15 protein-coding genes and 1 tRNA gene are annotated in these 25069 nt (G+C 39.3%); 14 read left to right on the top strand and 2 right to left on the bottom strand.

Annotation, left to right across the window (positions count from 1 at the left end):
• Nucleotides 1-493 precede the first annotated feature (493 nt).
• From DS885_RS17715 to ppiD, 12 genes are all read left to right on the top strand, one after another.
• Complete coding sequence (locus DS885_RS17715; protein WP_258546831.1) at nt 494-715, top strand: GNAT family N-acetyltransferase; 222 nt, start codon at nt 494-496, stop codon at nt 713-715.
• A gap of 327 nt (nt 716-1042) precedes the next feature.
• Nucleotides 1043-4480 (top strand): exodeoxyribonuclease V subunit gamma, encoded by a 3438-nt coding sequence (recC, locus tag DS885_RS02860; protein ID WP_113817897.1) that lies wholly within the window; start codon nt 1043-1045, stop codon nt 4478-4480.
• 2 nt (nt 4481-4482) lie between these two features.
• Complete coding sequence (gene recB, locus DS885_RS02855) at nt 4483-8268, top strand: exodeoxyribonuclease V subunit beta (protein WP_113817896.1); 3786 nt, start codon at nt 4483-4485, stop codon at nt 8266-8268.
• Nucleotides 8262-10376, top strand: a complete 2115-nt coding sequence (gene recD / locus DS885_RS02850; RefSeq protein WP_258546830.1) for an exodeoxyribonuclease V subunit alpha — start codon at nt 8262-8264, stop codon at nt 10374-10376. The genes recB and recD overlap by 7 nt, the downstream gene beginning before the upstream one ends.
• A 49-nt stretch (nt 10377-10425) precedes the next feature.
• Complete coding sequence (gene ybaK, locus DS885_RS02845) at nt 10426-10887, top strand: Cys-tRNA(Pro) deacylase (protein WP_113817895.1); 462 nt, start codon at nt 10426-10428, stop codon at nt 10885-10887.
• A 1207-nt stretch (nt 10888-12094) separates the two neighbouring features.
• Nucleotides 12095-12709, top strand: coding sequence for a MarC family protein (locus tag DS885_RS02840; protein ID WP_113817894.1), 615 nt, complete (start codon nt 12095-12097; stop codon nt 12707-12709).
• A 542-nt stretch (nt 12710-13251) separates the two neighbouring features.
• On the top strand, nt 13252-14559 hold the full coding sequence (gene tig / locus DS885_RS02835) for a trigger factor (protein ID WP_113817893.1): 1308 nt from the start codon (nt 13252-13254) through the stop codon (nt 14557-14559).
• 113 nt (nt 14560-14672) lie between these two features.
• Nucleotides 14673-15296 (top strand): ATP-dependent Clp endopeptidase proteolytic subunit ClpP, encoded by a 624-nt coding sequence (gene clpP / locus DS885_RS02830; RefSeq protein ID WP_113817892.1) that lies wholly within the window; start codon nt 14673-14675, stop codon nt 15294-15296.
• A 19-nt stretch (nt 15297-15315) separates the two neighbouring features.
• Complete coding sequence (gene clpX / locus DS885_RS02825; protein ID WP_113817891.1) at nt 15316-16611, top strand: ATP-dependent protease ATP-binding subunit ClpX; 1296 nt, start codon at nt 15316-15318, stop codon at nt 16609-16611.
• Nucleotides 16612-16798: 187 nt separating this feature from the next.
• Nucleotides 16799-19156, top strand: a complete 2358-nt coding sequence (lon, locus tag DS885_RS02820; protein ID WP_113817890.1) for an endopeptidase La — start codon at nt 16799-16801, stop codon at nt 19154-19156.
• A gap of 152 nt (nt 19157-19308) precedes the next feature.
• Nucleotides 19309-19584 (top strand): HU family DNA-binding protein, encoded by a 276-nt coding sequence (locus DS885_RS02815; RefSeq protein WP_113817889.1) that lies wholly within the window; start codon nt 19309-19311, stop codon nt 19582-19584.
• A 79-nt stretch (nt 19585-19663) separates the two neighbouring features.
• On the top strand, nt 19664-21559 hold the full coding sequence (gene ppiD, locus DS885_RS02810; RefSeq protein WP_113817888.1) for a peptidylprolyl isomerase: 1896 nt from the start codon (nt 19664-19666) through the stop codon (nt 21557-21559).
• A 198-nt stretch (nt 21560-21757) separates the two neighbouring features.
• On the opposite strand, the gene DS885_RS02805 is transcribed toward ppiD, so the two are convergent.
• Nucleotides 21758-22339 carry a thymidine kinase gene (locus DS885_RS02805; RefSeq protein WP_113817887.1) on the bottom strand — a complete coding sequence of 194 codons (582 nt, stop codon included), beginning with the start codon at nt 22337-22339 and terminating at the stop codon, nt 21758-21760.
• Nucleotides 22340-22533: 194 nt separating this feature from the next.
• On the opposite strand from DS885_RS02805, the gene DS885_RS02800 reads away from it, so the two are divergent.
• Nucleotides 22534-23157, top strand: a complete 624-nt coding sequence (locus DS885_RS02800; RefSeq protein WP_113817886.1) for a DsbA family protein — start codon at nt 22534-22536, stop codon at nt 23155-23157.
• 80 nt (nt 23158-23237) lie between these two features.
• Here the strand turns inward: DS885_RS02800 and gltX are convergent, their stop codons facing one another.
• A complete protein-coding gene (gene gltX, locus DS885_RS02795; RefSeq protein WP_113817885.1) occupies nt 23238-24662 on the bottom strand; it encodes a glutamate--tRNA ligase in 1425 nt (474 codons plus the stop codon).
• 268 nt (nt 24663-24930) lie between these two features.
• Here gltX and DS885_RS02790 point away from each other — a divergent pair.
• Nucleotides 24931-25006 (top strand) — tRNA-Val (locus tag DS885_RS02790).
• Nucleotides 25007-25069 lie beyond the last annotated feature (63 nt).

Here is a 25069-nt window from a genome sequence, read left to right as displayed (position 1 = left end):
AACGCGGTATTGTTGAGGTTCTTTCATGCAGTACAAATTTAAACATGATGCAAACGGCCTCAATGATCAATTCAAACCTTATTAAAGTAGGCGAATAAGTCATTTCATTTCCATTTGATGTGGCGTTCTATACCTAGAGAGAATATTAAGTGAAAGATTCAATCCCCGAACTAATTACCGATAACCTTATTATTACTGTGCTTAGACCAGATAATTCCTCCCTTTTGATCACTTACGAAAATAATAATCGAGTTCATTTGTCAAGATGGGAACCAAAAAGATCAGAAAATTATTTCGCTGAGGAATCTGTTAAAAATCGCGTAGCGTTGAGTCTTAAAAGCTTTCAGTCTGGCACATCTATTCCACTTGTTGGCCTTGATAAAAGTCGCTCTAGCGTTATATGCACTTGTCATTTTTCTAATGTCGTTCATGGAGTATTTCAGCATGTAATTTGGGTTATTTAGTTAACGTTCAAGATCAAGGTAAAGGGTTAATGTTTGAAATGCTTCAAGAGTCGATTGAATATGCTTTTATTACAGCAGATCTTCATAGAATCATGGCAAACTATATGCCGTCAAATATTCGTAGTGGACACCTTTTAACTAGGCTTGGTTTTGAAAAAGAGGGACTTGCAAAATCATACCTTAAAATAGCTGGTTCGTGGCAAGATCATGTTTTAACATCAAAGATTAACCCGAATCATGCCAGCAAATAGCAAATGATTAGCAGGACTAGAGCTGTTGTTCACTTCTCTTTTTTCTTTTCAGTGATTAGTGGTTACTAGCGTTTATCAATAGTGTAATGAATGCCGTATTTATATGATGTTGAATCGTCTAGTTCATTCTATAGATTTATTGTGCATTCATTTATATTACAGAAAGTACTAATGTGCTGCTTACAACCCCAACCCAATGATTAAATTTACCTTTTTCATCACTCTGTTAATTACTCTAATGATAGTTATGCTATTTTAGGGTTACTAAGAAAAACCAGATTAAGAAATCTCAGTTTAGCAAAACAACTTTCTCAAAAGGTGGTGCGTGTGTTTCAAGTTTATCACTCTAATCAAATCAGCTTGCTTAAAGACTTATTGTTGGCGCTGATCAATCAATCTCCATTAAGTAACCCCTTTGAAAATGAAACAATATTAGTACAAAGCCCGGGTATGGCGCAGTGGTTGCAGTTAGAAATTGCACAGTCTACAGGTATTGCGGCGAATATTGATTTCCCATTACCGGCGAGTTTTATTTGGCAGCAGTTTAAACATGTATTACAGGATGTGCCGGATAACAGTCCCTTTAATAAACAGTCGATGACTTGGCAGATAATGAAGCTATTGCCTGACTGTTTGGAAGATGAAGATTTTAGTGCGTTAAAAGAGTACCTGCAGGATGACACACACCTGCGTAAGCGTTTTCAGTTAAGCGGTAAAATCGCCGATATTTTTGACCAATATTTAGTGTATCGCCCTGAGTGGATTGATAATTGGGAAACCCTGCAAGATAGCCAAGTGAGCTTAGAACACTTGCAGCCTGAATGGTTGAATACGCATCTTTGGCAGGCCAAGTTATGGCGTTTATTGGTGGCGAGTATTAAACAAGGGTTTCAATCGCAGGGTAAGGCTTATCACCGTGCGGGTTTATACCAAGACTTTTTAAGTACTTTAGCCACTAAAACTACTGACCAATTGACTCATTTACCCAAACGTATTTTTGTCTTCGGGATCTCTTCATTACCTGAGTCATATTTGCAGGCGCTATTGGGTTTAGGTGAACATTGTGATGTGCATTTTCTATTAACTAATCCTTGTCGTTTTTATTGGGGGGATATTGTTGATCCGAAATTATTAGCCAAGCGTTTTGCGCAGTCTCGTCCTAAGGTGAATGTGCAAGGGGGTGAAGTGAATGTCTTAACTGACTCCAGTTGGCAAAAGGATGAACAGCATTTAGCCTGGGCAAGTAGTGGTGATGTAGAAAGTGAAGTGGGTAACCCATTATTAGCGTCCATGGGTAAAATGGGACGCGACTTTTTATACCAACTATACAGTTTAGAGCAGCAAGAGATTGATGCCTTTGTGGATATTGACCGCGATAGTTTGTTACACAATATTCAAGCGGATATTTTAGAGTTACATGATAGCTCCTTGAGCACCTTAAATGATGTATCGCAACGTATTGAAGTGGCCGATGACGATAACTCAATTAGCTTGCATGTTTGTCATAGTGTGATGCGTGAAGTGGAGGTGTTACATGATAATTTGTTGGCGATGTTTGAGCAAGATCCTACCTTAACGCCTAAAGATATGATTGTGATGGTGCCGAATATTGATGCCTATGCACCTTATGTGGAAGCGGTGTTTAGTCGTACTAGTAGCCATGTGTCGATTCCATTCTCTATTTCCGATGTCAGTGCGCAACAAGAGAATCCTATTTTAGCGAGTTTTTTACAGTTATTAAATCTACATCAAAGCCGTTATACCCGTGAAGATATTCTCGCCCTGTTAGAAGTACCTGCGATGTTGAATCGTTTTGGTATTAAGCAAGCAGAGTTTGACCTGTTACAGCATTGGATCACCGAAAGTGGCATTCGTTGGGGGTTAAATAATGAGTCAGCAACCCAGTGGGAGTTACCCGCTTTGACTCAAAATAACTGGCTGTTTGGTTTGAAGCGTATGCTGCTTGGCTATGCCATGAGTGATGAGCTGTTTGAAGGTATTGCGCCTTATGATGAAGTGCAAGGCTTGCAAGGGGATTTGTTAGGGCGGTTTATTGAGTTTATTGATACGCTGATTATCTTAGAGTCTAATCTGCAACAGGATTTAAGTTGTGCCGATTGGCAATTGTTTATCAACCAGCTGATTGATGATTTTTATTTAGAAGATGAAGACAACAGTGTGCTGTTTAGTCAGATTCGTCAACAGATGCAAACGCTGGTGGAGCAAACTGAACAAGCTAAGTTTGAGCAGCCTTTATCGTTATTGGTGTTGGTTGAATACTTACAGGAGCACTTATCTAGCCAGTCTAATAGCCAACGCTTTTTAGCAGGACAAGTGAATTTCTGTACCTTGATGCCGATGCGTTCTATCCCCTTTAAAGTGGTATGTTTGTTAGGGATGAATGATGGTTTGTATCCACGTTCGTTATTACCAATGGGCTTTGATTTAATGGTCGGTCATCGAAAACGTGGCGACCGTTCACGCCGAGATGAAGATCGTTATTTATTCTTAGAGGCAATGCTGTCAGCGCAGTCGCAGTTTTATATCAGTTACATTGGTAAAGATATCAGTGATAACAGTGAAAAAATGCCTAGCGTGTTAGTGAGTGAGTTGCTTAACTATATTCAGCAGAGCTTTAGGTTAACCAGTCAACTGGATTTAACTTTAGATGATGGTCAATTAGAAAAAGAACTATTGTCAGCTTTTACCCATCATTACCCAATGCAAAGCTTCAGTGAGCAATACTTCCAAGGTAAACAGGTGACTTATCAGCAAGGCTGGTGGGAAGCGATTAATAAAGCGGTGAGTAGTGAAGATGAACTATTTACACCTTTGCCTTTGATACAAAGCGAGCAAATAGAGTTAAGTGCGCTGATTCGTTTTTTACAGAACCCTTGTCGTGCTTTCTTTAACCAAGGTTTAAATGTGTACTTTGAGATGGATGATATCGACCAAGAAAACGATGAACCCTTTGCCTTAGATAATTTACAACAATACTTATTAAAAGCGGAACAGTTTAAACATGGTTTGGACGACCAAGCCTTAACCGCTTTATATATTGGATTACAAGCGCAAGGTAAGTTACCTGTTGGTGAGTTTGCTACACTTATTTTTAATAAAGATTTACAGGTGATGGTGGATTTAGCGAGCATTTATAGTAGTTACTTTATTGGTGATATTGAACAGATTGCCGTGGATATTCCGTTTAATGATAAACGCTTAGTCGGCGCGTTAGATGACCATTGTGAAAATGGATTAGTACGTATTAAACCGGGTAATATTAAAGGTAAGGATCTGCTTAAACTGTGGGTAGAGCATTTGAGTTATTGTATTGTCCACGGCCAACACCTTAATGCGACCTTGTTTGGTCAAACCAAAGGCCATTATTTTGAGGAGATCCCGGCGGATTATGCACACCAACGTTTAGCGGAATTAATTGCATTATATGAACAAGGTTTACAACAAGCACTACCTTTCTTTATTGAAAGTGCGTTTCAGTGGTGTGAAGCGGTGTGTAAATTAGAGCCGAGAGTGTATGTGTTAGATGAATTAAGTTTTGAAACACGTGCGGCAGGGCAGCAAGAAGCGCTTAAAACCTTTAATAATAGCCGTGGTTATTCAGAAGCAAACGACCCTTATATCAACCGTGTTTATGAAAATATTGAAGACCATTGGCAACAGTTTGAAACCATTGCATTAAAAGTGTTTATGCCATTATTGTGCAATTTAAATGACTTAATTTACGAACAATGGGGAGAGGCATAATCATGACTGAAGAAACACAATTATCATTGATTGAAGCTGATAACCTATCAGCACCTGCGTCTTTGCAAGATAGCACCAGTTCACCTGCTGGTTGCATTGCGGTCACGCCTTTACAAGCACTGACTTTTCCGTTGTTCGGGCGTCGGTTAATTGAAGCCTCTGCGGGCACGGGTAAAACCTATACGATTGCCAGTTTATTTATTCGCTTGTTATTAGGTCATGGCACACAGGCTGATGCCAATGATGCTGATTTAACTGGGCAAACCGCGCACCAAACGCCTTTAACCGTGGATAAGATTTTAGTAGTAACTTTTACTGAAGCAGCCACAGCGGAATTAAGAAGTCGTATTCGTGATCGTATCCGTGAAACGCGTTTAGCCTTTGTGCGAGGCAGCAGTAAAGATGCTTATTGTCAGCAGTTAATTGACGATAGTACTAACCTTGAACATGATATTCGCTTATTACGTTTTGCAGAATTGCAGATGGATGAAGCCTCTATCTTTACTATTCATGGTTTCTGTCAGCGTATGTTGCAACAAAATGCCTTTGAATCAGGCAGCTTATTTCAGCAAACCTTATTAGAAGATGATGCAGATATTTTAAGCCAAGCCTGTAATGATTTTTGGCGTGCACATTTTTATCAATTATCAACGCCCTTAACCGCGATTATTTACAGCTACTGGGCACACCCTGAAGCGTTGAAAAGAGAGTTGCAGCAATGGTTATCACGTAATGATTTAACCTTTATTCCGAACATCACTGATTTTGATTTCCAAAGTAAATATGAGCAAGGCTTAAATGCTATTGCTAAGGTGAAACAAGCTTGGAATGCCGATAAAGATGATTATTTAGATATTATTGAATATTCAGGTATCGATAAACGCAGTTACAGTAAACGATATTTACCGAAGTGGTTTGAGCAAGTCTGTGAGTGGGCGGCAACGGAAAGCTTTGATTTAACCTTGCCTAAAAATCTGCTGAAGTTTTCACAGTCGGAGTTGATCACTAAAACCAAAAAAGGCGAGCCACCGACGCATGCTACTTTTGCCTTAATTGAGTCTTTGTTAGCGCAGGATATCTCCCTTAAAAATACCTTGCTGATTAAAGCCACGCATTGGGTGCGAGACAATCTGCAAAAAACTAAACAGCAACACATGTTATTAGGTTTTGATGACTTACTGACGCGTTTGGATGTAGCGTTACAAGGTTCTGCTGATGGGCATTTAGCCGAGCAGATAAAGCAGCAATATCCGATTGCCTTGATTGATGAGTTCCAAGATACCGACCCAGTGCAATACCGTATTTTTGATACGATTTATCAGCAAGCTGAAACGGTGGTTAATGAGGAGTCTGATCCAGTTAGTCCAGCAACCGCTTTTGGTTTGTTTATGATTGGCGATCCTAAACAGGCGATTTATAGTTTCCGTGGTGCAGATATCTTCACCTATATGAAAGCGCGTAATGCGGTGTCCGCCCATTACAGTTTGGATAATAACTATCGTTCTAGCGCAGAGATGATTGATGCGGTGAATGGTTTTTTCCAACATAAAATTGCACCCTTTATTTACGACCAGGATATTCCTTTTCATCCTGTACAAGCGCCACCGATTAAACGTAAAAAGTTAGTGGTGAATAATCCCGATGATGATCAGCAGACTGCATTACAGTTCTTGCATGTAAAAGGGGCCTTGAGTAGTGATGCTTTTCGCCATGAAAGTGCACAGGCAACAGTCAATGAAATTAAAGCCTTGCTTTTGTTGTCGCAACAAAATCAGGCTTATTTAGAAGACACAGACGGTAATCATCATCCTATTCATGCTAACAATATATCAGTGTTAGTGAGAACCGGTAATGAAGCCAATATTATTCGTAAAGCGCTATTGGAAGAGAATATTAATAGCGTGTATTTGTCACTTAAAGAGAGTGTGTTTGCCAGTGTTTTAGCGCAGGATTTATTACGTGTTTTAAACGCTTGTTTACACCCAAGTAATGAACGTTATTTACGATCAGCCATTGCCTGTAAGCTGTTTTCGCTGACCCCTTTAGAAGTACATAATACTTTCTCTGAAACGGCTAGTTGGGAAAGCAAGATTGCCGACTTTGCCCGTTATAAAACCCTGTGGGAAGAGAGTGGCATTTTAGTGATGCTGCAACAATGTTTCCATGAGCAAGGTATTAGTGCGCATTTGTTAACACAAAGCCAAGGTGAACGTGCTTTAACGGATTTATTACACCTTGCTGAATTATTGCAAAAAAATAGCATGGTCTATGAAGGGGCATTTGCTTTAGTACGTTGGTTTAGCGAGCAAATTAGCAATGCTAAAAACGAACAAGGTGAACAAAAGCAACGTTTAGAAAGTGAAAAGTCGTTGGTGCAAGTCAGCACGCTACATAAATCGAAGGGGCTGGAATACGATATTGTATTTATTCCTTTTAGTGGTTTATATCGTGAACCCAAAGAGTACTTATTTCATGATGAAAAGCAGCGTTTGGTGTTTGACCTTGATGGCGGTGAAACCAGCAAAGAGCATACTGAAAAAGAGCTGCTAGCAGAGGATATCCGTTTGTTATATGTAGGCTTAACACGCAGTGTTTATCGTTGTTATTTAGGCATTGGACCTTATAAAAAAGGTCGAACGAAAGCCTCGCCATTAACCAAAAGTGCCTTGGGCTATTTGACCATTAAAGCGGGTGAAGAGTTACAAGCCGGTGATGACCAAAGCTTGGTACGTTTATTACAAGGTGTGTGTCAGCAGTCGGATAACATTGGTATTCGTCATGCACCAGAGTTACCAAGTGAAACCTATCAAGTGGCCACGCAATCGCCCGATCAGTTAATTGCACCTAAGCAGTTTGCTGGTGTGATTGAAAAAAACTGGTGGGTAACTAGTTACTCTGCTTTATCGCGTTTTCATACGGCACCTACGATAGAAGATAAACAAACTAAAAAAATTCCAGAAGAGCGTGCTGAATTGCCAGTGGTTAGCAATGAATTACCATTGTTAACGCCTGAAGTGCCAGAAAAGAATGTGTTTAGTTTCCCGAGAGGGGCAAAGCACGGTACGTTTTTGCATGAACTTTTTGAAGAGATAGATTTCCAAGACAGTCCATCTGAGCAGTTGATTCCTTGGTTACAGGAACGATTGACGGTCAATAATTACGAAGATCCTGAACAGTGGGTTCCTATTGTTAGCCAGTGGATTGAGAATATCTTAGCGCATCGATTAACGCCGGATCTTTACCCTGATTTATTCTTATCTCAGTTGAGTGAAGCGCAGAAAAAGGTCGAGATGCAGTTCTTTATTCCAATGAAACCTATTGAAGCGAGCTCAGTTAATCGTTTAATTGCACATTACGATCCTTTATCTGCACAGGCAGGGTCATTGCAGTTCAATCAAGTGCAAGGCATGTTAAAAGGGTTTATCGATTTAACGTTTGAGTACCAAGGCCAATATTTTGTACTCGATTATAAATCAAACTATTTAGGGGATGAGTTGGCAGATTACAGTCAACAAGCGATGTCGGAAGCGATTATTGAACATCGTTATGATTTCCAATATCAGCTTTATACTTTAGCGTTACATCGATTATTACGTTCTCGTTTAGCTGATTATGACTATGAAACACATGTGGGCGGCGTGTTTTATACCTTCTTGCGTGGTATGCAAGGTGATAAAGACGCAGGTGTTTATTTCACTAAACCTAAGTTTGAGTTAATTGATAAATTGGATAAGTTATTAAGCGGCGAACTAACGGCTGAGATGTTGCAGGAGGAGTTGTCATGTTAGAGCAATCAATACCATCAAGCCCAGAATCGGCAACGGTGATGCCAACGGAACATAGTATGTTAACGCTGTTAAAAAAGTGTCAGTTAAATCAGCAAATTCGACCTATCGATTTTCACTTTGCCAAGTTTATGGCGGAATTAGGCGCTGATAATTTGATGCAATTAGCGGCGGCACTGACCAGCCAACAGCTAGGTGGCGGTCATATCTGTTTACCTATTGATAAAATGGGCGGATTGTTCCATCAACACTGTTTGCAATTAGCGTTGGACTCACAACAAGAAAGTGAGCGTTTAAATGTGTCCTGTATTTTCCATGATCAACAACAAGCCCATTATCAATTAAACGAGAGTCTGTGTTGTGGAGATGACGCGCCATTAAGGTTGCAATATTCAGCATTATTTATGGCCCGTTATGCGGAATTTGAACAATTGATTTCCGATAAATTACTGCAACCAATTCCTATTCAAGTGGATGTCGCAAGTAAAGGTTATTTAGAAAAACTGTTTACACCACAATATGGATTTATATGGGATGCATGGCAAACCGATACCCATCAATCCATTCAAATGTTATGTGAAAAATACCTGGATGTTGTTGATAGCACATCTGTTGATTGGTCTGCAGTTACACAATGTTTTCATCATGCAGGTTCAGCAAAAGATTTAGTGTTATTGGAATCATTAATCCCGAATAAAGTACGCTGTGATTGGCAAAAAATCAGCGCAGCATTAGCGTTAACTTCGGCACGTTGTATTATTTCAGGTGGCCCAGGGACCGGTAAAACCACCACGGTTGTTAAATTATTAGCGCTACTATTAAATGCCCAACCTGATTTGATGATTAAGATGGTTGCACCAACAGGTAAAGCGGCGGCGCGACTAACTGAGTCGATCACCAATGCCTTAGAGGAGTTAGATTTAGGTAATCTCATGGATGGTCAGAAAGCCCCTAATATTCCAACGGATGCCAGTACTATCCATCGATTATTAGGTGTGCGCAATAACAGTGCGCATTTTCGTCATCATGCAGGCAATCAGTTAACCTTGGATTTACTGCTGGTGGATGAAGCCTCGATGGTTGATTTACCTTTAATGGCAAAATTGCTTAGTGCGTTACCGGACCATGCTCGTTTAATTTTGTTAGGCGATAAAGACCAGTTAGCATCAGTGGAAGCAGGGGCTGTACTAGGTGATATTTGTTCGTTTATTGAATTAGGTTACAGCCAACAAAAAGCGCAACAATTAGCAGAGTTAACCGGCTTTGATTGTTTATTATCACAGGGCAAACATGCGCAAGCGACTATGTCTGATAATTTATGCTTATTGAGAAAAAGTTACCGATTTGATCAATTTTCTGGCATTGGTTATTTAGCCAGCGCAGTGAATAAAGGAGGTGTCACTGCGGCTAAATTATCAGCCTTATGTGAACAATATGATGACCTTGCTTATTATGCCAACGATGCAGATAACGCTGCTGATTTTGAACGTTTAGTCGTGGAAGGCTATAAGCCATACCTCTCTGAGTTATGCGTCATTCACCAAGGTAACCGTGATAAAGCCAAAACCTTGTTGAATGCTTTCAATGATTTTAAAATATTGTGTGCGACTCGTGAGCAAGAATGGGGGGTGGATACATTAAACCATCGCTGTGAAAAATTATTACAAAAAGCAGGTTTACTGATGCGCCGTTTTGATATGACACAAACCTGGTATGTGGGGCGTCCAGTGATGGTGACCGAAAACAGTTATCATCTTGGTTTGTTTAATGGGGATATTGGTTTGTGTTTAGAAGATGAACACGGGCAGTTAAGAGTTTATTTTGTGATGCCCGATGGCAGCGTTTCTGATTTTCAGCCAAGTCGTTTACCTGCACACCAAACAGTATTTGCGATGACAGTGCATAAAAGCCAAGGCTCTGAGTTTAAGCATACCTTGTTAGCCTTACCTGATTATGCTTTACCTGTCATGAATCGAGAGTTAATTTATACGGGTATTACGCGTGCTAAAAAACGTTTAACATTGATCGCTGACTTAGCCTTAGTAGCAAGCTCGGTAAGAAATCGAGCAAGCAGAAATAGCCGTTTAACAGAGCGATTATCTGCTCATTGAATAGGGATTTATTGACGTTAGTATCAATAAAGTAGAGATAGGGAATAATATGACTCCAGCAATTAAAGTGGCTGAAAAACATAATATCAAGTTCCAAGTACATCAATATAAACATGACAAAAAAAATGAGTCTTATGGGTTAGAAGCCGCTGAAAAGATGAATGTGGATCCACATCAAGTCTTTAAAACGTTAGTGGTGGAGGTTGATAAGCAGTTAGTTGTTGCCATCTTACCTGTGACCAAACAGTTAAATTTGAAAGCTGTTGCAAGTGCGTTAAAGGGCAAGAAAGCGCAGATGGCGAATAAAAATGATGTGCTTCGTTCATCGGGTTATGTATTGGGGGGCGTCAGCCCTTTAGGTCAGAAAAAACAACTACCCACTGTGATAGATGAAAGCGCGAATGCCTTTTCTGATATTTATGTTAGTGCTGGTAAACGTGGTTTGGAAATTCAATTAAATGCGGAAGATCTAGCATCGATAGTATCAGCTAGTTTTGTGGCCTTGACATAGCTTTAGTTAACTCAAGGCCATTAAACGAAACACCTTTAAAGGGGCGCTGGGTGAAATTAGCCGACAGGCTAGTGTATTGAACGGAAGTACTCTGTGGTTCCTTTTTTCAGCTTGTCCTAGCTAACTCAGTGCAATTAAACGAAATATCTTCTTAGGGGCGCTGGCTTCAGCCTGCTTGTTTGGAATTTTTATGTTTTACGTAACATACTGGTTGCTTTGCTCATCTTGGCTTATACCTGCCTGCGATGACTCGCATACAGGAAGGCTAAAGCCTTCGCCCCAAAATACTTAAACGAAACACCTTTTACGGTGCGCTGGGTGAAATTAGCCGACAGGCTAGTGTAATGAACGGAAGCACTCTGTGGTTCCTTTTTTCAGCCTGCTTGTTTTGAATTTTTATGTTTTGAGCAATATATTGGTTCGTTTTGCTCATCATGACTTACACCTGCATGCGATGACTCGCATACAGGAAGGCTAAAGCCTTCGCCCCCAAAACAATTAAACGAAACATCTTTTACGGGGCGCTGGGTGAAATTAGCCGACAGGCTAGTGTATTGAACGAAAGTACTCTGTGGTTCCTTTTTTCAGCCTGTCCTAGCTAACTCAGTGCAATTAAACGAAATATCTTCTTAGGGGCGCTGGCTTTAGCCTGCTTGCTTTGAATTTTTATGTTTTACGTAACATATTAGTTCGTTTTGCGCATCTTGGCTTATACCTGCATACGATGACTCGCCTACAGGAAGGCTAAAGCCTTCGCTCCAAAATCAAGCTTCGCTTAATCGCTGTCGCTTTTGGTATTGATTAACGATGAAAGTCATTTTAAAACTACGAAGCATCTTTTACGGGGCGCTGGGTGAAATTAGCCGACAGGCTTGTGTATTGAACGGAAGCACTCTGTGGTTCCTTTTTTCAGCCTGCTTTTTTTGAATTTTTATGTTTTGAGTAACATATTGGTTCGCTTTGCTCATCTTGGCTTATACCTGCATGCGATGACTCGCATACAGGAAGGCTAAAGCCTTCGCCCCCAAAATCAAGCTTTGCTTAATCATTGCTGTTTTTGCAATCTGTACTTCAACTTGGGTTTAATCACTTCTATTCACTTTCTTTTAAATAATTAAAGATCTTGCAAATCACTCTGTGTTAGCATCGCGCTGAAAATTCCTAGCGTTGTGTTTAGGTTAACTTTTAATTGCAAATGAGAATGTAGATGGAACAGTTTATTACCCTTTATTTAAAACTTTTTTTTATGATGACACCATTTTTTGTGTTGTCTGTATTTTTGATCTTGAGTAAAAGCCTTAACTCAAGTGAAAAGAAGCGGGTGATTTTGAAACTGAGTATTACAGTATTGATTATTAGCTTAGTCTTTTTGATTTTTGGTCAATATATCTTTAGTTTATTTGGTATTACCTTGGATGCCTTTAAAATAGGTGCAGGAACTGTGTTGTTTTTAAGTGCCTTAGAAATGATTAAAGGCGATACAGAAATGCCTGAGGGGACTAATAAGCGTGGCGGTGATTTTGCGATCGTACCCTTAGCGATTCCTGTTGCTATTGGCCCTGGTGTGATTGGTATTTTAATGGTGATTGGCGCTGAATTAGAAAGCTTTACTGATTTTATGAGTGTAATTGCTTCGCTTATTGCTGCTGTTATATCAATTGCAGCCGTATTGCTCTTTTCCAACAAAATTCAACAGCTACTTGGGCAACAAGGGCTGGAAGTCTTGCCTAAAATCACTGGATTATTTGTATCTGCAATCGGCGCTCAAATTGTCTTTTCAGGTGTAAAAGGCTTCTTTGTTGACTCGCTTTTATTACACTAAGCTCTTCACTTATATTGAGCATTAACAAGATTTAATCTAAATCGATTAAATCTTGTTTTATTTATTAATATATCACTGCGCGATAATCTCATCTTTTTTATTGGTTAAACAGTACTTATCAATTCCCTTTGAAACCCTTTTTTATCATCAATATTCGAACGGTTTTAGCTAGCATTTTCACGTTTTACTGGCGTCAAAATAAGCACTTTTGTATAACTATTGAACAGTTGTTAAGTGCTGATAAACATCAATTTAATCCGTTAATCTTATTAAATCACTTAAAATTGTGCGAAATAAGCGCGGATCTATTAAAAATAGCGGGTGCATGTCATTTTTCCTGTGGACTGCCTATCGACTATCGCCATAACAGTGTCTATAATGGCGCGTCTTAAATTTCACCATAGAAATTACAAACTAATTTTTAATTAAGGTGTCATTTTTATAATGCGGTAGTCCACGCAATTACACCTTAGTGATGAAAGTAATGGATATTACTTTTGTCAGTAAAAACAATTTTTAATGTAAAAGATAAAGGAAATACAATGCAAGTTTCTGTTGAATCTACACAAGGTCTAGAGCGCGTATTAACAATTACTGTTGCCGCTGAAGCATATGATAAAGAGTTTGATGGTCGTATCCGTCACCTATCTAAAACACAACGTGTTGATGGCTTCCGCCCAGGTAAAGTACCTGCATCAGTTATCGCTAAGCGTTTCGGTGCTGCTATCGAGCAAGAAGTTGGTGGCGAAGTAATGCAGCGTAACTTTTACGAAGCAATCGTAGCTGAAAAACTAAACCCAGCTGGCGCACCTGCTGTTGCACCACAACCGCGTAAAAAAGGCGAAGACTTTGTTTTCACTGCTACATTCGAAATCTACCCAGAAGTAGCACTTAATGCATTAGAAGAGCTAGCTGTTGAAACAGTATCTACTTCAATCGAAGATGCTGACCTAGATAACATGTTAGTTACGCTACAAAAGCAACACGCTGAGTGGAAAGAAGTTAAACGTAAATCTAAGAAAGATGACCAAGTAACGGTTGATTTCGAAGGTTCTATCGACGGTGAACTATTCGAAGGCGGTAAAGCTGAAGGCTTCCAAATCGTACTAGGTAGTGACCGTATGATTCCTGGTTTTGAATCTGGTATTCTTGGCCACAAAACAGGTGAAGAGTTCTCAATCGACGTAACTTTCCCTGAAGATTACCATGCTGAACAGTTAAAAGGTAAAGTTGCACAATTCGCAATCAACCTAACTAAAGTTGAGCAACAAATTCTTCCTGAACTAACTGAAGAGTTCGTTAAGAAATTTGGCGTTGAAAGCGGTGACCTAGAAGTACTAAAAGCTGACGTTAAGAAAAACATGCAACGTGAACTTGATCAAGTAGTTAAAAACACTGCTAAAGATAACGTATTAACTGCATTAGTTGAAAACAACGAAGTTGAAGTACCAAAAGCATTAGTTGAAAGCGAAGTGAACGTTTTACGTAAGCAAGCTATGGAACGTTACGGTAAAGAAATGGATCCAAACAACTTACCTGAGCTACCAGCAGAATTATTTTCTGAGCAAGCTGAAAAGCGCGTAAAAGTAGGTCTACTATTAGGTGAAGTGATTAAAGTTAACGAATTAAAAGTTGACCAAGATAAAGTTTCTGCATTAATTGAGAACGCTGCATCTGCTTACGAAAACCCTGCTGAAGTTGTTGAATACTACAAAAATAACAAAGAGCTAATGCAAAACATGGAAAATGTTGCATTAGAAGAGCAAGCAGTTGATTTTATCATTGAAAAAGCTAAAGTAACTGAAGTGAAAAAATCGTTTGATGAAGTGATGAACAAACCTGCTGCTTAATAGTTTTCAACTATTAATTCAATTGGTTATATATTTCAATGGCTCGAGTGATTTCACTCGGGCCATTTTCATTTTTGGTAGACACAATAAATAATTATAATTTAGGATGGAATATGACTAACCCATTTGCTGGAAATACGGAACAAATTAGTAACGCACTTATCCCTATGGTTGTTGAACAAACGGCAAAAGGTGAGCGTTCATATGATATCTATTCTCGACTATTAAAAGAGCGTGTTATCTTTTTAACGGGCCCTGTAGAAGATCACATGGCAAACTTGATCTCTGCTCAGTTATTATTCTTAGAATCTGAAAGCACAGAGAAAGATATTTACATCTACATTAACTCACCAGGTGGTTCAATCAGTGCTGGTATGGCGATTTACGATACTATGCAGTTTATTAAACCTGATGTAAGTACTATTTGTATGGGGATGGCAGCAAGTATGGGCGCATTCCTATTAGCAAGTGGTGCAGAAGGTAAGCGTCATGTATTGCCTAACGCTAAAGTAATGATCCATCAACCTTTAGGTGGTTTCCAAGGTCAAGCATCTGACTTTGAGATTCATGCCAAAGAGATTATTGCAACAAAACAACGTATGAATGAGTTATTAGCATTCCATACTGGTAAAGATATTGAAATTATTGCGCGTGATACAGACCGTGATAACTTTATGCGTGCACAAGAAGCAGTGGACTACGGTATTGTAGACTCTGTTTTAACGCGTAGAAAATAATTGAGAGGTATAGATAACTATGTCGGATAAAAATAACAATGACGCTAATAACAGCAGTCTATTGTATTGTTCGTTCTGTGGTAAAAGTCAGCATGAAGTTAAAAAACTGATTGCAGGACCTTCTGTGTACATCTGTAATGAGTGTGTTGACCTGTGTGACGACATCATTAAAGAAGAGATCGCAGAGTTAACAAGTACTACTGATACAGAAAGCAGTAAGAAAAAATTACCAACGCCACATGAAATTCGTGCCTCTTTAGATGATTATGTTATTGGTCAAGACCTTGCTAAGAAAGTACTTTCAGTAGCAGTTTACAACCACTACAAACGTTTAAAACATGGTGATGTTGCAGACGGTGTTGAATTAAGTAAATCAAATATCTTGCTGATTGGTCCAACGGGTAGTGGTAAAACACTATTGGCTGAAACCATGGCGCGTTTATTAGATGTGCCTTTCACTATGGCTGACGCAACGACATTAACTGAAGCGGGTTATGTGGGTGAAGATGTTGAGAACATCATTCAGAAGTTATTACAGAAATGTGATTACGACCCTGAGAAAGCACAGCGCGGCATTATTTACATCGATGAAATCGATAAAATTACGCGTAAATCTGAAAACCCATCAATTACTCGCGATGTATCAGGTGAAGGTGTCCAACAAGCGTTATTGAAATTGATTGAAGGTACAGTTGCTTCTATTCCTCCACAAGGTGGGCGTAAGCATCCAAACCAAGAGTTTATCCAAGTGGATACCTCGAAGATCTTATTTATCTGCGGTGGTGCATTCTCTGGTTTAGATGGCATTATCGAACAGCGTATTGATACTGGTGCTGGCATTGGTTTTGGTGCAACTGTTAAAGATAAAGACAACAAAGAATCATTAAGCGATACTTTCAAGAAAGTTGAGCCTCAAGATTTAGCGAAATACGGTCTTATTCCTGAGTTCATCGGTCGTTTACCAGTTGTCGCGACGTTGACTGAATTAGATGAAGAAGCATTAGTTGAAATTTTAACTGCACCTAAAAATGCAATTACAAAACAATATGCGGCTTTATTTGGCTTAGAAGATGTTGAGCTTGAGTTCCGTCCTGAAGCATTGACTGCAATGGCTAAGAAAGCTATGAGTCGTAAAACCGGTGCACGTGGTTTACGATCTATTGTTGAAGCTGTGTTATTGGATACCATGTACGATTTACCATCGGTTGAAAACGTAACGAAAGTTGTCGTAGATGAAGGTGTGATTGTAGGTGATTCTGCGCCATTATTAATCTATTCTGAAGATGAAGCTAAACGCGTATCGTCTGATAAATAAGCAGTTAGTTACTGTAAATTAAAAAAAGGGAGCTTTTAGCTCTCTTTTTTTGTTTATATGCTTGAAAAAAAACAAATCATCCCCAATATTATTCTTACTTACGATTTTTTATAGCGAGTTGAGCTGTGTCATTTTTCGACTTGTCATTATTTATCTATCCATTTTCAATACTTTTTCCGGGGACAATATGAAATTAGAAACAGATCAGCTGTTGACATTACCTGTCTTACCACTTCGTGATGTTGTCGTTTATCCGCACATGGTTATCCCATTATTTGTCGGTAGAAAAAAATCAATCAGCTGCTTAGAAGCGGCTATGGAACAGGGCAAAAAAGTCCTATTAGTTGCACAAACTGAAGCAACCTTAGATGACCCTAAAATTGAAGACTTGTACCCAGTGGGTACAGTGGCGAATATTTTACAACTACTAAAACTACCAGATGGTACGGTAAAAGTATTAGTAGAGGGGGTGCAACGCGCTAACATCGTTCGTAATATCGATAATGAAGAGTATTTCTTTTCTGAAATTGAATTGTTAGAAAGTGAAGGTGTTGACGAAAAAGAGGAAGAGGCGCTAGTTAGAAGCGTACTGGGTCAGTTTGAGTCATACATTAAACTAAACAAAAAAATTCCACCTGAAGTATTAGCATCAGTGAACGGAATTGATGAGCCTGAGCGTCTTGCAGACACGATTGCTGCGCACATGCCATTAAGCTTAGAAGATAAACAAGCTGCATTAGAATTAACCAATGTAACGGAACGTTTTGAATACCTGATGGGTATGATGGAAAACGAAGAAGATATTTTGAAAGTTGAAAAGCGTATCCGTAGCCGTGTTAAAAAGCAGATGGAACGCAGTCAGCGCGAATATTACCTTAACGAGCAAATGAAGGCGATTCAAAAAGAGTTGGGTGATAACGAAGAAGGTCAAAGTGACCTTGACCAACTTGCTGAAAAAATCGAATCAGCTGGTATGTCTGCTGAGGCAAAAGAGAAAGCGTTATCTGAACTTAAAAAGCTAAAAATGATGTCACCAATGTCATCTGAAGCAAGTGTTATCCGCACTTACATCGAAAGCTTAGTGAATGTGCCTTGGAAGAAACGTAGCCCAGTTAAAAAGAATTTAGCAAAAGCACAAGAGATCCTAGACCAAGACCATCATGGCCTTGAAAAGGTCAAAGAGCGCATCTTAGAGTACTTAGCGGTGCAAACACGTATCAATAAGTTAAAAGGGCCTATTTTATGCCTTGTAGGGCCTCCTGGTGTGGGTAAAACCTCTTTAGGTCAGTCAATTGCGCGCTCAACTGGTCGTAAATATGTGCGTATGGCATTAGGTGGTGTACGTGATGAAGCAGAAATTCGAGGTCACCGTCGTACTTACATCGGTTCATTACCGGGTAAACTGATTCAAAAAATGACCAAAGTGGGTGTTAAAAACCCATTATTTTTATTAGATGAAATCGATAAGATGGCGTCAGATATGCGTGGCGATCCGGCTTCTGCATTGTTAGAAGTGTTGGATCCTGAGCAAAATAATAGCTTTAATGACCATTACCTTGAAGTTGATTATGACTTGTCTGACGTTATGTTTGTGGCAACCTCTAACTCAATGAATATTCCTGGCCCATTATTGGACCGTATGGAAGTGATCAATCTTTCTGGTTACACAGAAGATGAAAAGTTAAACATCGCTAACCAACATCTTTTAAGTAAACAGATTAAACGTAATGGCTTAAAAGAGAGTGAAATTACCATTGATGACAGTGCAATCATTGGTATTGTACGTTACTACACGCGTGAAGCGGGTGTGCGTGCTCTAGAGCGTGAAATCTCTAAAATCTGTCGTAAAGTGGTGAAAGATATCTTATTAGACAAGAGTCTGAAAAAGATTGATGTGACCATCGATAACTTGAAGGATTACCTAGGTGTTCGTCGTTATGACTTTGGTAAAGCAGATTCTGCTAACCAAGTTGGCCAAGTGACTGGCTTAGCATGGACATCTGTGGGTGGTGATCTATTGACCATTGAAGCAACCTCTGTGCCGGGTAAAGGTAAGTTAACTTATACCGGTTCATTGGGCGATGTGATGAAAGAGTCTATTCAAGCAGCGATGACAGTGGTCCGTGCTAAATCAGAAGAGTGGCGCATTAACAGTGACTTTCATGAGAAGCGTGATATCCATGTACACGTTCCTGAAGGTGCAACACCTAAAGATGGCCCAAGTGCGGGCGCAGCAATGTGTACTGTGCTTATTTCAAGCCTAACGGGTATTCCTGTACGAGCTGATGTGGCGATGACAGGTGAAATTACGTTACGTGGTGAAGTACTGCCTATTGGTGGTTTAAAAGAGAAGTTATTAGCAGCGCGTCGTGGAGGTATTAAAACGGTATTAATTCCGTTTGAAAATACACGTGACTTAGAGGAAATCCCTGATAATATTAAAGACCAACTTGAAATCAAGCCCGTACGCTGGATTGATGAAGTATTAGAAGTTGCCTTACAAGATAGTATCACCGGTTTTTCTGTTGAAAAAAACGCCAAATAGGTGATTAATCGCATACAATACGGGCTAGTTCGCTAATTTTATTGAAATTTACTTGCTTGAATTTGAATAGAGAAGTAGCCTAGCTCAAGTTTTTTACAATGTGCCACTCAAGATGAAGATAGCACCAATTATTATAAACAGGGGATTTACAAATGAATAAAGGACAATTAATCGATAACATCGCTGAAAGCGCAGACATTTCTAAAGCGGCTGCTGGCCGTGCATTAGATGCATTTATCGAAAGCGTAACAACGGCTTTAGTTGAAGGCGACAGCGTATCTCTAATCGGTTTTGGTGCTTTCTCAGTTAAAGAACGTGCTGCTCGTACAGGTCGTAATCCACAAACTAACGAACCAATCGAAATCGCAGCTGCAAAAGTACCTGCATTTAAAGCGGGTAAATCATTGAAAGATGCTATCAACGCTTAAGCGTTTATTAGCTCTTCCATGTATTAAGCGCGTCCTATGATGCGCTTTTTTTGTTTTTAGTCTTAAAGAGTAAAATATTATGTTAGAAAGAATGCGCGAAGGGTCGCAAGGCGTCGTCGCTAAAAGTATTTTAATTGTGATCATCCTCTCTTTTGCTTTAGCAGGGGTGAGTAGCTATTTAGGTACGTCATCAGTGGATGCTGCTGTGACTGTCAATGGCGAAGATATTTCACAACAAAGTGTCGAACAAGCTTATCAAAATGAAAGAGCGCGCTTACAACAACAATACGGTGAGCAATTTGAACTATTAGCCTCTAACCCTAACTTTGCACAACAAGTACGTGCGCAAGCGACACAGACTTTGATCACTGAACGTCTAGTGGCACAGGCTGTTGCGGATATGGGATTACGTGTTGGTGATGAGCAAGTTAAAGAAGCGATTCGTAACATGCCTGATTTTCAAGTTGATGGTAAGTTTGATAACAATCTTTACCTTTCTCTGTTACGTAATAACAATCTGTCACCTGCACAGTTCAGCGCTAACTTTAAGACTGATTTAGTACGTGTACAGTTGTTACAAACATTAGTAGGCAGTGAGTTTGTTTTACCTTCAGAAGTTGCACAAACAAGCAAATTACAAGGTCAGCAACGTGTTGCTCGTATCTTAAATGTTGATAGTGCTGATTTTGTAGCTGATGCAAGTGTAACGGACCAAGATATTGAAGCGTATTATGCTGACAATAGTCAAGCATTCCAAAGCCCTGAGCAAGTGAATGTTGAATACATTTTATTAGACGCTGATACATTAACGTCTGAAGTGAATGTGACTGAGCAAGATATTCAAGATTACTACGACTTACACAAGTCTGATTACCAACAAGTAGAGCGCCGTAAAGTAGCGCACATCTTTATTGAAGGTGATTCTGATGAAGCGAAAGCTAAAGCAGAAGCTATTTTAGCTGAAGTGAAATCTGGTGCTGACTTTGCTGAATTAGCAAAAACTAAATCAGAAGATGTGTACTCTGCTAAGAATGACGGTGAGCTAGATTGGTTTGAGCGTGGTGTAATGGATCCTGCTTTTGATTCAAGCGCATTTGCTTTAACTGAAGCATCGCCTATTTCAGATGTTGTTAAATCTGAGTTTGGTTACCACATTATTAAGTTAATTGATGCACAAGAGAATACACCTCGCCCATTAAGTGAAGTGCAGTCTCAAATTGAAGTTGCATTGAAAAATGAAAAAGTGAGAAGCATTTTTGACGATCTATACCAACGTCTAAGCGAAGTGGCTTTTGAGTCTCCTGATAGCTTAGAAGAAGCATCTGCTGAAGTGGGTGTTGAGATCCAAGAGAGTGGTTTATTCTCAAGTGCTAATGTGCCAAGTGAACTAGATTCTCGTGACCTATTAAGCCAAGTGTTTGATGAAAACTTCCGTGCTGAAGGTCTGAACTCTGAAGTAATTGATATCTCTGACTCTAAAGCGATTGTGGTACGTGTGAAAGATTACCAAGAAGCTGCAACAAAACCGCTTGCTGAGGTAACTGAGCAAATTACTGTACAGTTAGAAGAGCAGAAGTCGGCTGAAGCCGCGAAGCAATTTGTTGAGTCTTTAATGACTAAACTGAATGCGGGTGAGTCAATTGATAGTGATTTACAAGCTAAAGACTTAGCCTTTACAGCACCACTGACCTTAGCGCGTTACAGCCGTGATTACGACACGCAAATTATTCAACGCTTATTCCAACTAGCAAAACCTGAAGCAGATCAGGTTACACGTGATTATGTTGGTACGGCACAGGGTGATTTTGCTGTGATTGAGTTATCTGATGTGATTGAGCAAGACGCGGATCAAGTAGAAGAAGAAACGCAAACGCAGCTAACAACTATGTTACAACGTAGTACGTCAGATGCAACATACCAGGCGTTAATTACTTCATTACTGAACAATGCTGATATTACATACGCAGGTCAATAATCTATATTGATGCTAAGGCATCTTATTAAGTGATTTAGAAGCGGCTTTTATAAGCCGCTTTTTTTATGCCTTTAAGTTAAACCAATCACACTAAGTAACTGATCTATTTTGCTTGTTAAAATAACTTACTTCTTCGTTGTAATTTTCGCCTTGAATTAAGTCATTTCTCCTGCGCAAAATTACTTAATGCAATTGGTCTTATTTATCCCAGAACTCTTTTCTGAAGTGTTTACGGCATACGGAGACATAAGTTTCGTTTCCGCCTATCTCTACTTGTGCACCTTCATGCATTACATTACCATTGCCATCCATACGTAAAATCATATTGGCTTTGCGACCACAGTGACAAATAGTTTTTAGCTCTATTAATTTATCTGCCCATGCTAGTAAATATTGGCTACCAGGAAATAACTCTCCTTTAAAATCGGTTTTTATGCCGTAGCATAGTACTGGGATGTCTAAAATATCCACCACATAGGTGAGTTGTCTAACTTGTTCTTTACTGAGGAATTGAGACTCATCAATTAAGATACAGTGTTGTTTATTTTGTTGATGCACTTCTGCAATCATTTCAGCTAGATTGTCTTGTTCATTAAAGATATGAGCATCACTTTCTATACCAATACGCGACGATACTTTACCTACACCTGATCGGTCATCAATTGCTGCTGTTAATACATAGGTATTCATTCCTCGCTCTCGATAGTTATAAGAAGATTGGAGTAAAGAAGTCGATTTCCCTGCATTCATTGCAGAATAATAAAAATAAAGTTGTGCCAAAACATGGTCCTATGAATAATTAAATAGCCCCCTTGATTGATTAATAACAGTTTTTTATGGATAGTAGGGGGAATAGCCCATGATAACATTAGCAAGTGAATTTTTATTCTAATCATTTTTATGTGCTTCATGTTTTACGTCAAAATATGATCGATGTGCTTTTTTCAAGTTGCATTGGTTGATAAGGAGCAACTATGAATCAAGCTGTTTTACACTATGTTTACGACCCTATGTGTAGTTGGTGTTGGGGATTTAAGAAAACCTGGTTACAACTAGAGAAAATGCTAACAAAAGATGACATTGAGATAAAATACCAACTAGGTGGATTGGCACCGGATAGTGACCAGGTGATGCCTGTGGAATTGCAACAAACACTGCAAGGTATTTGGCGCACTATTCATACTAAATTAGATACTGAATTTAACTTTGACTTTTGGACTGAATGTCAGCCTCAACGCTCAACTTATCCTGCTTGTCGTGCTTGTTTAATTGCAAGAGAAGAGGGTAAAGAACAAGAGATGCTGTTAGCTATTCAACAGGCTTATTACTTACAAGCTAAAAATCCTTCTTTAAGCAGTACGTTAATCGCATTGGCTGAGCAAGTTGGTTTGGATAGTGAACGTTTTGCAACTCAATTAATTAGCCAAGAGGTTAATGCTAAATTAATGGAGGAAATTTCAGGGAGTAGGGCGATGCCGATCCAAGGTTTTCCCTCTTTAGTCTTAACAGTAGCGGGAGAAGTTTTTCCGATTGCAATTGATTATAGCGACTGGCAAAAGACCTATATGCAAATCAAGCAGTTAATAAACGATAAATAGAAAGCTTTAGACTTTAGGTAATAAAAAGCCCATTGATAGCACTGTATCAATGGGCTTTAAATTTTAAGTGTTAAGCTATTTTAAGCTGCGTTTTCACGTGCTTCAATAAATGCTATAGCACGTGAGATACGAGCAACACTTCGCTCTTGGCCAATTAAGGCTAAGGTTACATCAAGAGATGGCGATTGACCTGCACCTGTAATAGCAACACGTAAAGGCATACCTACTTTACCCATACCTACTTCTAATTCAGTTGCTGTGTCTTCAATGATCTTATGTAAATTTTCCATTGACCAGTCATCAGTTGCTTGTAGTTTACTTTGTACTAAAACTAACGCTTCTTTAGCCACTGGACGTAGGTGTTTTTTAGCCGCAGTAGCATCAAATTCTTCGTAGTCTTCATAGAAGTAACGGCTTGAGCTTGCTAATTCAACCAATGTTTTTGCACGCTCTGCTAATGCTGTCACTACTTCTGTTAAGGCTGGGCCATTACTTGTATCAATATTTTGCTGATCCATGTGCCATTGAAGGTGTTCTGCTACATAAGCTGGATCAGATGTTTTGATATAGTGGTTGTTTAACCATAATAACTTATCAGTATTAAAAGCTGATGCTGATTTACTCACGCCATCTAGGCTGAATAGGTCAATCATCTCTTGTTCAGAGAATACTTCTTGGTCACCGTGTGACCAACCAAGGCGCACGAGGTAATTATTAAGTGCATTAGGTAAGAAACCTTCATCGCGGTATTGCATTACTGAAACTGCACCGTGACGTTTCGATAGCTTCGCACCATCATCACCTAGAATCATTGAACAATGTGCAAAAGAAGGTACGGGTGCACCTAGTGCTTCATAGATGTTGATTTGACGAGGTGTATTATTAATATGGTCTTCACCACGAACAACGTTAGTAATGCCCATGTCCCAATCATCAACCACTACACAGAAGTTGTAAGTCGGTGAACCGTCACTACGACGAATAATCAAATCATCTAGTTGATCATTAGCTATTTCGATTTTGCCACGGATCTCATCCTCAAAAACAACAGATCCTTGTTTTGGATTACGGAAACGAATAACACAGTCTTGATCTTCCGTTGCTGCTGCATTTACAGCAACAATTTTAGGATGGTTAGCATCGTAACGAGCCATCTCTTTATTCGCTTCTTGCTCGGCACGAATTTCATCTAATAATGTTTTAGGTGCATAACATTTGTAAGCTTTGTCTTCTGCTAATAGCTTTTCAACCATTTCGTTGTAACGGTCGAAACGTTTAGTTTGGTAGTAAGGACCTTCATCCCAATCTAAACCTAACCATTTCATGCCTTCTAATATTGCATCAACAGCTTCTTGAGTAGAGCGTTCAATATCCGTATCTTCAATACGTAATACAAATTGACCACCTTTACTTTTAGCGTGTAACCATGAATATAGTGCAGTACGTGCGCCACCAACGTGTAAGTAGCCGGTAGGGCTAGGGGCAAAACGAGTTTTAACAGTCATTAAAAAGCTTCCTTATAATACAGCTTGAAGAATAGTGCGCATATTTTAACGGAAAGCTATCTAATTACATTAACTATTTGCCAACAAACCAATTTTGCCCCATAAAATGCTATAATTTACAAATATTAAGCGTTTGTTGTTTACCCTTTGAGCAGTCAGTTAAAAAAGTACAATTTTATTCAAAAAGGTCTTGACTGAAAAAAGGCTATCCCTATAATACGCCCCACAAACAACGGCAGAGCAGTAAAGCAGTTGTTATAAGTAATATGGGCGATTAGCTCAGTTGGGAGAGCATCGCCCTTACAAGGCGAGGGTCACTGGTTCGAACCCAGTATCGCCCACCATATTACTGGTTCCTCATAAGAACTAAAACTATGAAACTTGAAGTGGGCGATTAGCTCAGTTGG

The sequence above is a fragment of the Psychromonas sp. B3M02 genome, assembly GCF_003318165.1.
Taxonomy (GTDB): Bacteria; Pseudomonadota; Gammaproteobacteria; order Enterobacterales; family Psychromonadaceae; genus Psychromonas.
This window is presented reverse-complemented; position numbering and strand designations above follow the sequence as displayed.

Bases quoted from the DNA above. Each gene is read 5' to 3' on its own strand.
- tig (WP_113817893.1), top strand. From the start codon at position 13,252: ATGCAAGTTTCTGTTGAATCTACACAAGGTCTAGAGCGCGTATTAACA.
- gltX (WP_113817885.1), bottom strand. From the start codon at position 24,662: ATGACTGTTAAAACTCGTTTTGCCCCTAGCCCTACCGGCTACTTACAC.
- DS885_RS02815 (WP_113817889.1), top strand. From the start codon at position 19,309: ATGAATAAAGGACAATTAATCGATAACATCGCTGAAAGCGCAGACATT.
- clpX (WP_113817891.1), top strand. From the start codon at position 15,316: ATGTCGGATAAAAATAACAATGACGCTAATAACAGCAGTCTATTGTAT.
- recD (WP_258546830.1), top strand. From the start codon at position 8,262: ATGTTAGAGCAATCAATACCATCAAGCCCAGAATCGGCAACGGTGATG.
- clpP (WP_113817892.1), top strand. From the start codon at position 14,673: ATGACTAACCCATTTGCTGGAAATACGGAACAAATTAGTAACGCACTT.
- lon (WP_113817890.1), top strand. From the start codon at position 16,799: ATGAAATTAGAAACAGATCAGCTGTTGACATTACCTGTCTTACCACTT.
- DS885_RS02800 (WP_113817886.1), top strand. From the start codon at position 22,534: ATGAATCAAGCTGTTTTACACTATGTTTACGACCCTATGTGTAGTTGG.
- ppiD (WP_113817888.1), top strand. From the start codon at position 19,664: ATGTTAGAAAGAATGCGCGAAGGGTCGCAAGGCGTCGTCGCTAAAAGT.
- ybaK (WP_113817895.1), top strand. From the start codon at position 10,426: ATGACTCCAGCAATTAAAGTGGCTGAAAAACATAATATCAAGTTCCAA.
- DS885_RS17715 (WP_258546831.1), top strand. From the start codon at position 494: ATGTTTGAAATGCTTCAAGAGTCGATTGAATATGCTTTTATTACAGCA.
- DS885_RS02840 (WP_113817894.1), top strand. From the start codon at position 12,095: ATGGAACAGTTTATTACCCTTTATTTAAAACTTTTTTTTATGATGACA.
- recB (WP_113817896.1), top strand. From the start codon at position 4,483: ATGACTGAAGAAACACAATTATCATTGATTGAAGCTGATAACCTATCA.